At 66.8% G+C, this 14,125-nt stretch carries 15 protein-coding genes; 9 read left to right on the forward strand and 6 right to left on the reverse strand.

The window, feature by feature from the left end; translation table 11 throughout:
* Positions 1 to 3 precede the first annotated feature (3 nt).
* Positions 4 to 1,320: an ABC transporter substrate-binding protein gene (locus ABV518_RS07810; protein WP_367766315.1), complete on the reverse strand. Its 1,317-nt coding sequence runs from the start codon at positions 1,318 to 1,320 to the stop codon at positions 4 to 6.
* 186 nt (positions 1,321 to 1,506) lie between these two features.
* On the opposite strand from ABV518_RS07810, the gene radA reads away from it, so the two are divergent.
* The gene (gene radA, locus ABV518_RS07815) at positions 1,507 to 2,880 is read left to right on the forward strand and encodes a DNA repair protein RadA (RefSeq protein WP_131134860.1); all 1,374 of its coding nucleotides are present in this window, start codon (positions 1,507 to 1,509) and stop codon (positions 2,878 to 2,880) included.
* Between the two features lie 104 nt (positions 2,881 to 2,984).
* Positions 2,985 to 4,658, forward strand: a complete 1,674-nt coding sequence (locus ABV518_RS07820; RefSeq protein ID WP_367766316.1) for a sensor histidine kinase — start codon at positions 2,985 to 2,987, stop codon at positions 4,656 to 4,658.
* A gap of 36 nt (positions 4,659 to 4,694) precedes the next feature.
* Here the strand turns inward: ABV518_RS07820 and ABV518_RS07825 are convergent, their stop codons facing one another.
* Both ABV518_RS07825 and ABV518_RS07830 read right to left on the reverse strand, forming a co-directional pair.
* Positions 4,695 to 5,924 (reverse strand): beta-ketoacyl synthase, encoded by a 1,230-nt coding sequence (locus tag ABV518_RS07825; RefSeq protein ID WP_367766317.1) that lies wholly within the window; start codon positions 5,922 to 5,924, stop codon positions 4,695 to 4,697.
* Between the two features lie 6 nt (positions 5,925 to 5,930).
* A complete protein-coding gene (locus ABV518_RS07830; protein ID WP_367766318.1) occupies positions 5,931 to 7,544 on the reverse strand; it encodes a peptide chain release factor 3 in 1,614 nt (537 codons plus the stop codon).
* 188 nt (positions 7,545 to 7,732) lie between these two features.
* Here ABV518_RS07830 and ABV518_RS07835 point away from each other — a divergent pair, with 188 nt between their 5' ends.
* A complete protein-coding gene (locus ABV518_RS07835; protein WP_367766319.1) occupies positions 7,733 to 7,960 on the forward strand; it encodes a hypothetical protein in 228 nt (75 codons plus the stop codon).
* A 40-nt stretch (positions 7,961 to 8,000) separates the two neighbouring features.
* Here ABV518_RS07835 and ABV518_RS07840 read toward each other — a convergent pair whose 3' ends face one another.
* Positions 8,001 to 8,357 carry a hypothetical protein gene (locus ABV518_RS07840; protein ID WP_367766320.1) on the reverse strand — a complete coding sequence of 119 codons (357 nt, stop codon included), beginning with the start codon at positions 8,355 to 8,357 and terminating at the stop codon, positions 8,001 to 8,003.
* A gap of 146 nt (positions 8,358 to 8,503) precedes the next feature.
* On the opposite strand from ABV518_RS07840, the gene ABV518_RS07845 reads away from it, so the two are divergent.
* Positions 8,504 to 9,046, forward strand: coding sequence for a TOPRIM nucleotidyl transferase/hydrolase domain-containing protein (locus ABV518_RS07845; RefSeq protein ID WP_367766321.1), 543 nt, complete (start codon positions 8,504 to 8,506; stop codon positions 9,044 to 9,046).
* A 253-nt stretch (positions 9,047 to 9,299) separates the two neighbouring features.
* Entirely contained in the window at positions 9,300 to 10,376 is a 1,077-nt protein-coding gene (gene disA, locus ABV518_RS07850) for a DNA integrity scanning diadenylate cyclase DisA (protein ID WP_131132367.1), read from the forward strand.
* 129 nt (positions 10,377 to 10,505) lie between these two features.
* Here disA and ABV518_RS07855 read toward each other — a convergent pair whose 3' ends face one another.
* On the reverse strand, positions 10,506 to 11,180 hold the full coding sequence (locus ABV518_RS07855) for a hypothetical protein (RefSeq protein WP_367766323.1): 675 nt from the start codon (positions 11,178 to 11,180) through the stop codon (positions 10,506 to 10,508).
* A gap of 64 nt (positions 11,181 to 11,244) precedes the next feature.
* Between ABV518_RS07855 and ABV518_RS07860 the strand changes: the two genes are divergently transcribed.
* From ABV518_RS07860 to ABV518_RS07875, 4 genes are all read left to right on the forward strand, one after another.
* On the forward strand, positions 11,245 to 12,342 hold the full coding sequence (locus tag ABV518_RS07860) for an A/G-specific adenine glycosylase (protein WP_367766324.1): 1,098 nt from the start codon (positions 11,245 to 11,247) through the stop codon (positions 12,340 to 12,342).
* A 66-nt stretch (positions 12,343 to 12,408) separates the two neighbouring features.
* Positions 12,409 to 12,840 carry a DUF3592 domain-containing protein gene (locus ABV518_RS07865; protein ID WP_367766325.1) on the forward strand — a complete coding sequence of 144 codons (432 nt, stop codon included), beginning with the start codon at positions 12,409 to 12,411 and terminating at the stop codon, positions 12,838 to 12,840.
* Positions 12,841 to 12,843: 3 nt separating this feature from the next.
* A complete protein-coding gene (locus ABV518_RS07870) occupies positions 12,844 to 13,275 on the forward strand; it encodes a DUF3592 domain-containing protein (RefSeq protein WP_367766326.1) in 432 nt (143 codons plus the stop codon).
* 37 nt (positions 13,276 to 13,312) lie between these two features.
* Positions 13,313 to 13,804: a hypothetical protein gene (locus ABV518_RS07875; protein ID WP_367766327.1), complete on the forward strand. Its 492-nt coding sequence runs from the start codon at positions 13,313 to 13,315 to the stop codon at positions 13,802 to 13,804.
* A 7-nt stretch (positions 13,805 to 13,811) separates the two neighbouring features.
* On the opposite strand, the gene ABV518_RS07880 is transcribed toward ABV518_RS07875, so the two are convergent.
* Positions 13,812 to 14,093, reverse strand: coding sequence for a hypothetical protein (locus ABV518_RS07880; protein WP_367766328.1), 282 nt, complete (start codon positions 14,091 to 14,093; stop codon positions 13,812 to 13,814).
* Between the last annotated feature and the right edge of the window lie 32 nt (positions 14,094 to 14,125).

The following is a 14,125-nucleotide window of genomic DNA, read 5'->3' on the forward strand; positions in this document are numbered from 1 at the left end:
TGGCTAGTTGTTTACGACCAGGTCGTTGAGGAGGCGCAGCGCTTCAGTCCATGCCTTGTCTGCGTCGGCAGTGCCGGCGTCGAGGGTTTTCAGGGCGGGGCCGAAGACGTTTTCCTGGATCACGGAGTCGTCCGGTCCCTTGAACTGGGCAACTACTCCCTTGGCGCGGTTGGCCAGGATGGCGCCCGTGGGGGCGTTGTTGAACAGCACGTTGGGAGTGGCGTCCTGGACCAGCTTTTCCTGGGCTTTGAGCGTGCTGGGGAAGTTGTTCGCGGCAGCTGACTGCTTGACCTGCTGCTCCGGTGCCGTCAGCCAGGCGGCAAGCTTGGCAGCCTCGGCCGGGTGCTCGGAGGTCTTAGGTACGGAAAGGAAAGCCCCGCCCCAGTTTGAGGCGCCGCCGGGGAAGACGTCGGCGAAGTCCCAGCCGCTGTCCGCGCCGCCGCCTGCAGATTCCAGCTGGCCCTTGATGGTGCCGAGCATCCAGCCGGGGCACACGAACGTAGCGAAGGAGCCGTCAACGAACGCCTTGCCGTTGCCCCAGTCCCACTGGGTCTGGTTGGCGGAAAGCCCTGCTGCCGTTCCGGCAGCCAGCATCTCGAATTTGTCCTGCATTTCCGAGTTGCCGTCGATGTTGAGGTCGCCGTCCTTGGTGTAGTAGCCCTCTTCCATCTGGTTCACCATGGAGTTCCAGACGAAGCCGGACTGGTCATACCAGGCCTTTCCGGTGGCTGCTTTGTACTGCTTTCCCAGTTCGAAATACTTGTCCCAGGTGGCGTCCTGTCCACCGAAGAGCTTCGCCACGGATTCCCGGTCGCTGGGAAGTCCGGCCGCCTCGAAGAGTTTGCCGTTGTAGCAGAGCCCCTGTGGCCCGATGTCGGTTCCGTAGCCGATCACGCGGCCGTCCGGATCGGTGCCCTGCTTGAACTTCCAGTCCACCCAGTTGGCTTTGATGTCCTCCGCGCCGTGTTCGTTCAGGTCAACGAACTGGTCGGAGACCTCCATGATGGAGCCGAGCCAGCCCTCCTCGATGGCAACAACGTCACTGAGGCCGGAACCGGCGGCCAGTTTGGTGAAAGCATCCGTCCGGGCATTTGATCCGCGGTCGATGTTGGTGGCCTTGATCTTGACCCCTGGGTTGGCCTGCTCATACTCGCCGTAGAGGTCGTTGTAGCCGAAAGTCCCGAAAGTGGTGACCGTCAGTTCAACAGGGTTGTCCGCGCTGGCTGGCTTGTCTGAACTGCCGGCGCAGCCTGTGGCCAGCATGGCCAAGGCTGCTGCTCCCGCTATTGCGGCAGCGGTATTTCGTCGTGAAAATTTCACGGTCACTCCTTCGTGGGGGAAATTACTGAGGGTGAGAGAGCGCTCTCTTAGAAGTCCCCCAACTCTAAAGGTGGCGCGGATCACTGTCAAGAGAGCGCTCTCTCAAGGTCCTTAATCCGCTACCTGCGACGATACCCCGGGGGGTGCTGCGAGGCTATGTCCGCCCCCGCAGTTAGGGTGGAACCCATGGCAACAAAGACTTCCCGCGCATCCAAGGCGCCCGCTTACAAGTGCGCCGAATGCGGCTGGACCACGGTCAAATGGGTGGGCCGCTGCGGCGAGTGCCAGGCCTGGGGCACCGTTGAGGAAACCGGCGCCGCCGTAGCGCGTACGACGGCGGCAACAACAGTTCTGGAGCCTGCGCGCCGGATTGCCGAGGTGGACGCCACCACTGCCGCGTTCCTGCCCACCGGCGTGGACGAACTGGACCGTGTGCTGGGCGGCGGACTGGTCCCCGGCGCCGTGATCCTTCTGGCGGGCGAGCCCGGCGTGGGCAAGTCCACGCTGCTGCTGGACGTTGCCGCCAAGTTCGCCCGCACAGCGCAGGACGTCCTGTACATCACGGGCGAGGAATCGGCCGCGCAGGTGAAGCTGCGCGCGGAGCGGATCGACGCCGTCGCGGATTCCCTGTACCTGTCCGCCGAGACGGACCTGGGGCAGGCACTCGGGCAGGTCGAGAAGGTGGAGCCCCGCCTGTTGATCGTGGACTCAGTGCAGACGCTCAGCAGCGCGGATGTTGACGGCAGCGCCGGCGGAGTCTCCCAGGTGCGCGAGGTCGCAGCCTCCATCATCGCCGCGGCCAAGCGCCGCAACATGACCACTCTGCTGGTGGGCCACGTGACCAAAGACGGTTCCATCGCCGGGCCGCGGCTGCTGGAGCACCTGGTGGACGTGGTGTGCCAGTTCGAAGGGGAGCGCCACTCCAGGCTCCGGCTGCTGCGGGCCGTGAAGAACCGGTACGGTCCCACGGACGATGTTGGCTGCTTCGACCTGAACGAGGACGGCATCGAGGGCCTCGCTGATCCGAGCGGACTCTTTGTGAGCCGCACCAAGGAGCCGGTGTCCGGCACCTGCATCACGGTGACCATGGAGGGCAGGCGGCCGCTGTTGGCCGAGGTGCAGTCGCTGCTCGCCGAAAGCCCCAACTCGCAGCCGCGGCGTGCCACCAGCGGCCTGGACAGCTCCCGTGTGTCCATGCTGCTCGCCGTGCTGCAGCAGCGCGCCGGATGCCTTCTCCACAAGGACGACTCCTACGTGGCAACGGTGGGCGGCGTGAAGCTGAGCGAACCCGCCACGGACCTCGCGGTTGCGCTGGCAGTGGCCTCGGCCAAGGCCCGGAAACCGCTGCCCATCCGCCTGATCGCCTTCGGTGAGGTGGGCCTGGCCGGCGAGGTCCGGCCCGTTCCCGGCATCAACCAGCGCATCCAGGAGGCCCACCGCCTGGGCTTCACACACGCCGTCGTACCGGCCAGCCACAACGGCCCGGGCCCTGTTCCCGCGGGCTTCTCCGTGCGCGAGGTGGAGCACCTGACGGAGGCGCTGAGCCTGCTGATCGGATAGTCCGGTCACGTCTTACTGCGCTCCGGCGGGAGCTAAGCGCTAGGCTGGCGAAAACGACCTTCAGGCAGCCGGAGGTTTTCATCGCTGCGCCTTGGGGGGCCGGAGTGACTCATCGAATACAAGCAGGCGGATCCATCCTCGACGAACCGGCGGAACGCAGCCGACTCGCCGGAAGGATCGACGCGTTCTTCGGGGGCCTTGGCGCCCGGGGCCGGGTGGTGATGAGCCAGCTTCCGCTCACCGTCACGGTGGTGCTCATCGTGGTGGCCGCCGGACTGTTCAGCCCGGACACCCTGGCGGACGATGCCTTCCGGATGGCGTTGCTGGCGCATTCGGCCATCTTCGCCGCCTGCGTGGTTCTTCCGTGGGACAGACTGCCGTCCGCCGCATTCACGGTGATACCTTTCCTTGACTGCCTCGCCATCGGCTTCACACGCCAGGCCGGCGGCCCCAATTTCGCGGTACTGAGTCTGATGCTCGTGTTCCCTGTGGTGTGGCTCGCCATCGGCCGCCAGCGCATCAGGGTGGTGATGGCCGTGGTGGCCACTGTACTCAGCACGACCGTCCCCGCGGTGGTTTTAGGCTCTCCCCCTGCGCAAGGCTCGATGATCCGGACTATCTTCCTCCCACTTGTTATGGCAGCAATCGCAGTGACAGCGCATGTCGTCTCCGGGACGCTTCACCGCCAGCGCACCGCCATGGTCAGGAAGGACGAGGCGCTGGCGGAAACACTCACCGAAAGCGTGGAACGCCAGCGGCTCCTGGACGCCGTACTCGGCGCCGTGGGCGTGGGCGTCTGGGTGGTTGACCAAGAGGGGAACAACGTCCTGACCAACCGGGCCATCCGCGCCGATCCCGTCCTTGCCCGGCTCGCGGACGGGGACACCGGAACCCGGGTGCTGATGGGCGACCAGGCAACTCCGGTGGCGCCCCGTATGCTTCCGGTTGCCCGCGTGACACGGGGCGACATGTTCACGGACGAGCTTCTGTGGGCGGGCGACGAGAGGGAACAACGTGCCTATTCGGTGAGCGCACACGTCATCCGCTCCACGGACGGCGTCCGCAGCGGGGGCGTCATTACCTTCGTGGACGTGACGGCCCTGATCACGGCACTGGCCGCCAAGGACAACTTCGTCGGCACCGTTTCGCACGAACTCCGGACACCGCTCACCTCCATCCTCGGCTACCTGGAACTGGTCTTGGATGAACCGGGGCACGAGACGATCGAAGCTGAGCTGCGCGTGGTGCACCGCAATGCCACCCACCTCCTGGGCCTCGTGAACGACCTGATTGCGGTGGCGTCTGAACGGGTGGACCTGTCACTGCAGGAGGCGGACCTCGCCTGCCTCCTCGCCGACGTCGTCAAGTCCACCCTCCCGCAGGCCGCCAACAAGGGCCTGGAGCTGGTGCTCGACGCCGAGCAGCCGCTAACTGCCCGGATGGACAGCGCCCGGATCCGGCAGGTCGTGGGGAACCTGCTCTCGAACGCGATCAAATACTCTCCCGACGGCGGCCGCATCACCGCGCGGGCGCACAGAACCGGAGCGGAGCTCGTCTGCTCAATCACGGATCCGGGCGTCGGCATGAGCGCGGAGGACCAGGAGCAGGCTTTCACCAAGTTCTTCCGTTCCGCGCGGTCACGCGAAACGGCCATCCCCGGGGCAGGGCTGGGGCTGCCTGTCAGCAAGACCATCATCGAAGGCCACGGCGGTTCCCTGAGCCTTACGAGCGCCCCGGGCGCGGGCACCACGGCGACGTTCATCCTGCCGGCAGCCTGACTGCCCCTTAGCTGCTTCCGCAGCCCCCAGGATCCGTCAGCTCCCGGTAATTACCAGCGCAACGCTGTGTCCGCCGAAGCCGAAGGCGTTCACCAGGCCGGCCGGGGCGGTGCCCGGTACGAGGGTGTGGGCGGTGTCCGTGATGACGTTCAGGTCCACTTCCGGATCCAGCGCCTCAACATTCAGCGTCCCCGGGAGCTGACCGGTCAGCAGGGCCTGCACCACAACGACGGCGGCCAGGGCCCCGGCTCCGCCCAAAAGGTGGCCGGTGTGGCCCTTGGTGGACGTCACGGGTATGTCGGAACCAAGAATGGCAGTGATGGCCTGCGCCTCCAGCCGGTCCCCCACCGGGGTGGAGGTGGCGTGGGCATGGACGAAGCCGATGTCCGCGGCGTCCATCCCCGCCGAGGCCAGGGCCTTCTGCATGACCCGCCGCTGCATGGCAGGGTCGGCCGCCACGATGTCGTTCGCGTCAGAGGTCACCGCGCCGCCGGCGACGGCGGCCAGGACGGCGGCGCCGCGCGCCCGGGCATGCGCCTCGCTCTCCAGCACCACGATGCCGGCGCCCTCGGCGAGCACAAAACCGTCGCGGCCGCCGTCGAACGGGCGCGATGCGCGCTGGGGTTCACCGTTGCGTGTGGAAAGGGCACGGATCTGGGAGAACCCGGTGATCACCAGGTCGTTCACCGACGCGTCCACACCCCCGGCAATCACGACGTCGGCCGCTCCGGACAGGATCATTTCGGCACCCTGGACAATGGCTTCGGCGCCGGACGCGCAGGCGCTGACAGGTGTGCGTGCACCGCCGCGGGCACCCAGGTCGATCGACACCCAGGCCGCGGGCCCGTTGACCATCAGCCGGGTGAGCGTGTGCGGCGACACCCGGCGCGGGCCGCCGCTGGCCAAGGCCCTGTCCTGCTCAATCGTGGAACCGAGGCCGCCGTAGGCGGAGCCGATCACCACGGCAAACCGCTCGGGGTCGACGTCGGGCGCCCCCGCCTGCTGCCAGGCTTCACGGGCAGCCACCAGGGCAAGCTGTCCGCACCGGTCCATCCGCTTCAGCTCGCGGGTGGTGAGGTGCTCAGAGAGGTCAGCCGTGACCTGCCCGGCGATCCGCACGGGCAACTGCCCGGCCCAGTCGTCCTCCAGCGGGGCGATCCCGGAGCGGCCGGCAAGCAACGCTTCCCAGGTCTGCCCCACGTTGGATCCGAGGGGGTTGATGGTGCCGGCGCCCGTGATGAGCGCCCGTGGTTGATGTGCAGACATGGGACGCTACTTTGCGGGGTTGTGCGTGCCGATGGGCACAAGGGTCAGATCGGGGTGGTTCTTCTCGATCCGGCGCAGCGCCCAGACGTCGTTGAACAGGGCAAGGTATTCGCCGTCGGACCGCAGAAGCACCTCGGCGCCCGGCACGTTGGCCAGCGCGGGCATGGCGTCCGCCGTCGAAATCCTGGCCATGGAGTAGGGCAGGCGTTCCAGCCGCATGGGGGCGTTGAAGTCGTGCGCCATGCGGTCCTCCACCACTTCGAACTGCATGGGGCCGACGGCGGCAAGCACCGGCGCCTGGTCGCCGCGGACGTCGGAGCGGAGCACCTGGATGACGCCCTCGTGCTCGAGCTGCTCGATGCCGCGGCGGAACTGCTTGAACTTGCTGGGGTCCTTGGACCGGGCCACCTGGAAGTGTTCCGGGGCGAACAGCGGGATGGCCGGGTACTCCACCGCATCCTCGAGGAAGAGGCTGTCGCCGACGCGGAGCGAGGAGGCGTTGACCAGGCCGACAACGTCGCCGGGGTAGGCCTCGTCGATGACCTCGCGTTCGCGGCCGAACACCTGCTGGGCATACTTGGTGGCGAAGGACTTGCCGGTCCGGGTTTGGGTGACCACCATGCCGCGCTCGAACACGCCGGAGCACACGCGGATGAAGGCCACGTGGTCACGGTGGGCCTTGTTCATGCCGGCCTGGACCTTGAAGACGAAGCCGGAGAACGGCGACTCGACGGCGCGAGGGCTGCCGTCCACGTCAGGGCGGGGCGCCGCGGGCGGGGCGAAGTCCACCAGCGCGTCCAGCAGTTCCTTGACGCCGAAGTTCAGGGCGGCGGAGCTGAACAGGATGGGGGTGGCGGTGCCTGCGTGGAAGGCGTCGACGTCGAACTCGAGGTTGGAGTCGATCACCAGGCCGGCTTCGTCCACGGCGTCGGTCCAGTTGCTCCCCTGGGTTTCGGCGGCCTGTTCCGGCGTGAAATATTCGGTCAGGGCGATGTTGGCGCCGGAGTTGTTGCGCTGGAAGCGGGCGAACCGGTCCTGGCGGAGGTCCCAGACACCGCGGAAATCGCCGGAGATGCCCACGGCCCAGGTCAGCGGCATGGGCTGCAGGCCGGTCCGCTCCGTCAGTTCGTCCATCAGCGCCAGGGCGTCCAGGCCGGGGCGGTCCCACTTATTGATCACGGTGATAATGGGCAGGTTGCGTGCCTTGCAGACCTCGAACAGCTTCATGGTCTGGGTTTCCAGGCCCTTGGCGGCGTCCACCAGCATCACTGCGCAGTCGACGGCGGCCAGGACGCGGTAGGTGTCCTCGGAGAAGTCGGCGTGGCCGGGGGTGTCCAGCAGGTTGATGACGGTGTCCCGGTAGGAGAACTGGAGCGCCGCCGAGCTGATGGAGATACCGCGGTCCTTTTCCATCTGCATCCAGTCCGAGACCGTTTCCTTGCGGTTGGCCTTGCCGCTTGAGGCACCGGCGGTGCCGATCACCTTCGCGTGCAGCGCCAGCGCTTCGGTCAGTGTGGACTTTCCGGCGTCAGGGTGCGAAATGACGGCAAACGTCCGACGCCGGGCCGCCTGTTTGTGAATCTCGTGGACCCGGGCGGGGCTAAGGACATCTTGGGACACGGTGCTACTTTCGCTGCGGTGGGGATAACCCTTGGCGCTGGACGGGACATCGCTGGACGTGGAAAGGGCTGGCTGAGCGCCAATGACCAAGTTTATCGCAGCGGCGGACCGGGGCCGAGGTGGCCGCTTAACGCCGACGAAACCGGCAGTTCAAGACCGCGAAACCCGGCCCCGCTAACTTGGGGCGCATGATGGGCAGCCTTTTCTTCGATCCCCTTGCGAGTCCGCCTTCGGTGCCGGCGGCGATGCGCGGCAGCGCAGCCATACAGACAGGTGTGCAGCGGCGCGCGGCCGCCACTGACGAGCCATCCCGGCGCCGGACCGGGCCGGTCACTGACGAGCAGGCACTCCGGGCGGCGTCGCTGCGCAAAGTCAGCCGGGACCTTGAGCGCCTCCTGCGGGAGCGGCCGAGCTGAACCCGTAGGGGGCGGCGCTCTGGATGCGCTAGTGCAACTTTTAGCGCTTGACCTCGGGATCGCACTTGAAGGCAGGCGGGTTATCCTGCAGATCGGTCAGCGAGCAGCGGCTCAACACACCGTCGATCAGGACATCGACGTAGCCTCCCGACGGGCCTGTGACGCGCAACCCTTGGCCCCACCTTAGTTTGACGACCTCACCGCCGGCGGATTCCACGGTGGATACGATCTCCGCCTGCTGGCGCGGCCGGTCAAGCTCAAGGAAAACACCGATCACTGCGAAACCCAGCAAAACGAGGATCGAGATCATGATCGGTAAGCGCCGAACGATGTTTTTCCTTTGCTGCGACAGGCGCTTCCTCGGGGCCCTCTGCACCGCTGGCTCGTGGGGAGTCATCTGATTACTTGGGATCTACGAGGATCAATGTCGTCGAAGTTCTCACAACAGGACCCAGTTCCAGTGAGCTGCACACAATCACTCTACCGAGACGTACCGGAACGCGGAGATCACCCGCCCCCGCCGGCGTTCGCCATACTGGTTCCATGCAGGCTACGACAGTGTTGGTCGAGGGTGAGAGCGACCGGATGGCGGTCGAGATGCTGGCCTTTCGCGCTGGCCATGACCTGACAGCCGAGCGGGTGACAGTGGTGCCGATGGGAGGCGCGACAAGCATCATCCATTTCCTCGACCGCTACGGCCCGGCCGGCGCAGGCCACCGGCTGCTCGGCCTCTGTGACGCAGGGGAGTCCCGTGTCATTGCCCGTGCGCTCGCCCGGGCAGGTATCGGGTCCGGTTCACTGGCCGAGCTTGGGTTCCAGGTCTGTTACGCCGACCTGGAGGACGAACTCATCCGTTGCCTTGGGGTGGATGCCGTACTCAGCGTCATCGCAGCCCAGGGCGAACTCGCGTCGTTCCGGATCCTCCAACGCCAGCCGGCGCAGCGCGAACGGCCGGTAACCGCGCAGTTGCGCCGGTTCTTCGGCGGACGCAGCGGCAACAAGCTCCGATACGCGCAACTGCTTGTCGATGCCCTGCCGGCAGGGCAGGCACCTCCGCCGCTCGCCCGCCTCGTTGCATCATTCTGATGTGGTCGTGGACCCCAGCCCGCCAGGCACCCAAACAGGCCAAAACACCCACCCGGCCAGCCGCCGTCGGACGCGTTCCCAAGCCCTTTCGGCCGGCCCCCTAATGGGGCACTTTAGGGCTTGTCCGTGCGGTTGTTGCCATTTCTTACCTCTATCATTGAGCTTGCAGGAAACTGCATACTTTTGATCCCGCCGGCGAAGTGTAAAACCGGCGTACCTGCGGGCGGCAGCCCGCACCTTTGAAGGGAACACTATGGCTCGGAGCCCCGAAGAATCGCTCAAGGCGACTCTGGGCAGAGTGGCTCCAGGCACTCCGTTGCGTGATGGGCTGGAACGGATCCTCCGCGGGCGCACCGGCGCGCTGATCGTGCTGGGCTCGGACCGGACCATTGATTCGATCTGCTCCGGCGGCTTCGACATCGGCATCGACTTCTCCCCCACCCGGCTGCGCGAACTGGCCAAAATGGACGGCGCCATCATCTGCGACAAGGACGCCGGAAACATCCTGCGCGCCGCCGTCCAGCTGGTTCCGGACTCCAGCATCGAAACACAGGAATCCGGCACCCGGCACCGCACCGCGGAACGCGTGGCCATCCAGACCGGCGTGCCCGTGATTTCCGTCAGCCAGTCCATGCAGATCATCGCCCTGTACGTGAACGGGCTCCGCCACGTGCTGGAGGGGTCCGAGAAGGTCCTGGCCCGCGCCAACCAGGCCCTGGCCACACTGGAGCGGTACCGTTCGCGTCTGGACCAGGTGACCAGCTCGCTGTCCGCCCTGGAGATCGAGGCCATGGTGACCGTGCGTGACGTGGCCGTCACCCTGCAGCGGCAAGAGATGGTCCGCCGGATCTCGGAAGAAATATCGCAGTACGTCCTGGAGCTCGGCGAGGACGGCCGGCTGCTGTCCCTCCAGCTGGATGAGCTCACCGTGGGCCGCGGCCCCGGCAGCGACGTCATCATCCGCGACTACGCCGGCCCGGACGCGTCCGCCGACGACATCGAAAAGGCCGTCAGCGCCCTGGTGAACCTCGGCCCCACGGAACTGATCGACCTCGGCAAGATCTCCGGGATCGTCGGTTTCGCCGGCGGCGAGGCCAACCTCGACGCCGTCGTGCAGCCGCGCGGCTACCGGCTGCTGTCCGGCCTCAAGGCAGTCCCCAAGGCCGTTGCCGACCGCCTCGTGGACCACTTCGGCGGCCTGCAGTTCCTGATGGCGGCCACCATTGACGACCTCATGACCGTGGACGGAATCGGCGACCAGCGCGCCCGCACTGTCCGCGAAGGCCTGAGCCGGATGGCCGAAGCCAGCCTGCTGGACCGCTTCCTCTAGATCCCATCGACTGGCCCCACAGGCCCCTCGACTCGCAAGCTCGGCCAGGAATCCCCATCGACTGCTCCTTAGGGGCCCTTTTGGGCGCTCAAAAGGGCCTGTGTGGAGCACTCGATGAAAGGTGGGGGGTCAGCTTAGCTGGAACACTGCCTTCGGGCTGGCCCTCGAGCCAAGCTTCGCCGTGAAGATGTAGTAAGCCCCGCCGGCCCCCGGCTTAGCCTCAATGGGCTGGCAGCCTTCCAGGGTGCGGTTCCGCGCCCACGGGAAGTTCGCCGTCTCGCTGGCGCCGGGCGCGATGACCTTCACCAGGTCCTCGCTCTTGGCCTGGCAGTCCCTGGACGAAAAGATCCTGTCCGCACCGCTGGTCACCAGGAACTCCATCTGCGACGTGCCGATGTTCACTTCGCACGGCATCGTCCCGCCGTTGGTCACCTTGAGGCTGAGCACCGGGTTCTCACCGGGGCCGTAAGCGGCCTTGTCGGTGGACGCCGAAACGGTCACCAGGTTCTGGTTGCAGGTTGGCGTGGGTGTGGGTGTGCTGCTGGGGGATGCCGACGGCGTAGCGTCCGGCGCCGCCGCAGTGGGGCCGCCCGTCGGGGTGCCCGTGGAGGAAACCTGGTCGGAGCTGCTGCTGAACGCCCCGGCCACAGCAAAGCCGCCGAAGACCATGGCAGCCACCATGAGCAGGGCCGCGCCCACGAACAGCCGGCGCCGCCGGTACACGGCGGGGCTCGGCGTCCGTCCGCTGCGCGAACCGGATGCGGATGCCTTGCCGCGTGCTGATGACGTGTCTTGCCTGCCCATCCTTCTAGGCTAGAGAACCGGCCGGGCTCCGCTGTCCCACCACGCCGCGCACGCGGCCAACGCTATGGTCACGGATTGGTTTCCGGGCGCTCAGGTCCCTCCGGCCGCTTCCCCTTGGCCTCCCAAACGGCGGATCAACTACAGTGTTGGGATCGACGCTACAACCCTTGCCCCAGTACTTTCCCCCGCAACCCCGCCAACAAAACTGCAACAGACGTCCGCGGACGGCTCCGGGCCCGTCCACCTGCACAGCGGGATCAACAGCTGGTTCGCCGAGACGGCCCGCGACCTCCCGTGGCGTGAACCGGGCTGCTCGCCGTGGGGCGTGCTGGTCAGCGAAATCATGCTCCAGCAGACGCCCGTGGTGCGGGTCCTGCCGGTGTGGCGGGAATGGCTGGAACGCTGGCCTTCCCCCGCAGACCTCGCGGCCGAACCGGCTGGGGAAGCGGTCCGCCACTGGGGCAGGCTGGGCTATCCCCGCCGGGCGCTCCGGCTCCACGCGGCGGCCGTGGCCATCGGACGCGACCACGGCGGCCAGGTCCCAGGCACCTACACCGAACTCCTGGACCTTCCCGGCGTGGGCAGCTACACGGCCGCAGCGGTGGCGGCGTTCGCGTTCGGCCGCCGGGAAACCGTGGTGGACACCAACATCCGCCGCGTCCACGCCCGGCTCATTTCCGGCGTCGTGCTTCCCTCCCCTTCCCTGACGGCAGCAGAGATGCGGCTCGCCGCGGAACTGTTGCCGGACGACGACGGCACCTCCGTGCGCTGGAACGCTGCGGTGATGGAGTTGGGGGCGCTGGTGTGCACTGCGCGGGCGCCGAAATGCGCCGTGTGCCCCGTGCGGGACTCCTGTGCCTGGCTGGCGGCAGGCGAGCCGCCGCCGTCGTACGTACCGAAGGGGCAGGCGTGGCACGGCACCGACCGCCAGGTCCGCGGAGCCGTGATGGCCGTGCTGCGGGTCGCTGACACGCCGGTGCCGCCGGAGATGTTCACGCAGGAACCGGCGGACCTCGGTTTCGCGCCGGAGGGGATCGGAGTGCCGCTGGCCGCCCTGCACCGGCTGAACTGCGCGCCGGAACAGCTGGAACGGGCGCTGGCAGGGCTCCTCAGCGACGGCCTGGCCGAGCTGCACCAGGGCGGCTACCGACTGCCGGCGTGAGCCTGTGACAACACCCCTCCCCGGCCGGATGGCATACTTCTTGGTGACCGGAACCGGGGGAATTCCATGAAAATCGTGCTTTACATTATCTGGGCGCTGTTTGTGGCGGGCGTCATTTTTGCCTTTATCCACACACTGCGCAAGACCAGGCGCCACGAGAAACTGATCGCAAACTGGCCCAAGGCGCAGGCAACAGTGACCGGCAACATCGCGGGCTGGACACATGGCGGAGGCGGCTCAACGCGGAGCAGGCGCTTCTACCCCACCTACCAGTTCGCTGACCCCAACGGAACTCTGTATGCCGGCGAATCCGAGGTTTCATACGCAAACCAGCAGGTACCCGGATCGCTCCTCGAGGTGGCCTACAACCCGGCGAATCCCAACCAGTCGTTCCAGGTGGCGGCGGAGTCCAAGATGGTCCTGGGCTGCCTGGTTCCGTTCTTTGCGGTGTTCGCCCTGGTCTCGTTCTGGTTCGTCGGCATCTTCCCGGTGGGCTGATCCATGGATGCCCTGAAACTGCTCTTTATTGTCCTGCCTGGACTTTTCCTGGTGCTAGGCCTGATCCTGGCGGGTTTGTCGCTGTCCGCATCTTTCCGCAGGCAACGCTCGATTGCCGGCTGGCCACACGCATCCGCCACCGTCACGGGAAACCTCCACGGCGAAGACGGGCCCGCCAGCAACGGACGCGACCGCTTCGCGCCCTCGTATGAATTCGCCGACGCCAACGGCCAGCGGTGGCTGGGGCAGTCCGACATCTACAGCCGGGACCAGGCGATCATCGGCAGCACCATTCCGGTGGCTTACAACCCGGCCAACCCGGCGGAATCCACGCTGCCGATCTTCGTTGTTGCCAGGGGCAGGCTGGCCACAGGTCTCATTCTGGTGACCTTCGGCGTGCTGGCAATAACGATGTTTGCGTCAGTTTCCTGGTAGAAGTGCGGGCTCCGGCCCGCCCGTCCTACGCTGAAGTATGCGCAAGTCCGGGGTAGTTCTGGCACTGATATCGACGACGGCGCTCACCTCTGGCTGCTACTACTTCCCTTACGAGACGCCGTGCCCGGCGATCGCACAGGCGTCGGTGGTATCAGTCACCGTGGAGGCCCCCTACGTGCCCCAGGTGGGCACCCTGCGCCTGAGAGCCTGCCAGGACGGCGTGTGCACGGAGGATGCCCTGGAGCTGCGCCAGGGCAGTGTGTCCATCGATCAGGGCTGCAGGCCGGACGGTTCCTGTTCGGCCACGGTGTCGCCTGACGGAACCATGATCGGCATGCTGTTCCTGGATTCCCTGACCGAGTCGCCGATGGCAGTGACGGCCACCGGAACCTCCCCCAACGGGTCAGCGTTGCCGGTGCGGTCGCTGGACTTCCGTCCCCGCGGCGACTTCCCCTACGGCGAGCAGTGCGGAAGGTTTGTTACCGCTTCCGTGGTGCTCGACGCCGGCGGGTTGCGCCAGGCTCCCTGACCCCCGGCTACTGCTGGGCTGCCGGGTCGGACGCCCCCGTGTGGGGTACCTGCGGGGCTGTCCCGAAAAGCCACGCGGAGACGTCGCTGCGCAGGACGAGATGGGGGCCGCCGGTCTCACTCACGCTTCCGGTGGGCACGTAGTAGCCGCGGCCTGCTCCAGCTCCTCCGGCGGCCCGGTCAAGGGCTTCCACGAGTGGCTTTGTCAGATGGCCCTGCGGGCCTAGGTCCCGCAGTCCGTCGAGTTCTTCAGGGGTTAGCCTGCCCAGAATTTCAGCAATGTTGGCCATGATGGATCCCTTCGAGCAGAGAGTGCCTGAAG

The organism is Arthrobacter sp. HS15c, from assembly GCF_040812005.1.
Lineage (GTDB): Bacteria > Actinomycetota > Actinomycetes > Actinomycetales > Micrococcaceae > Arthrobacter.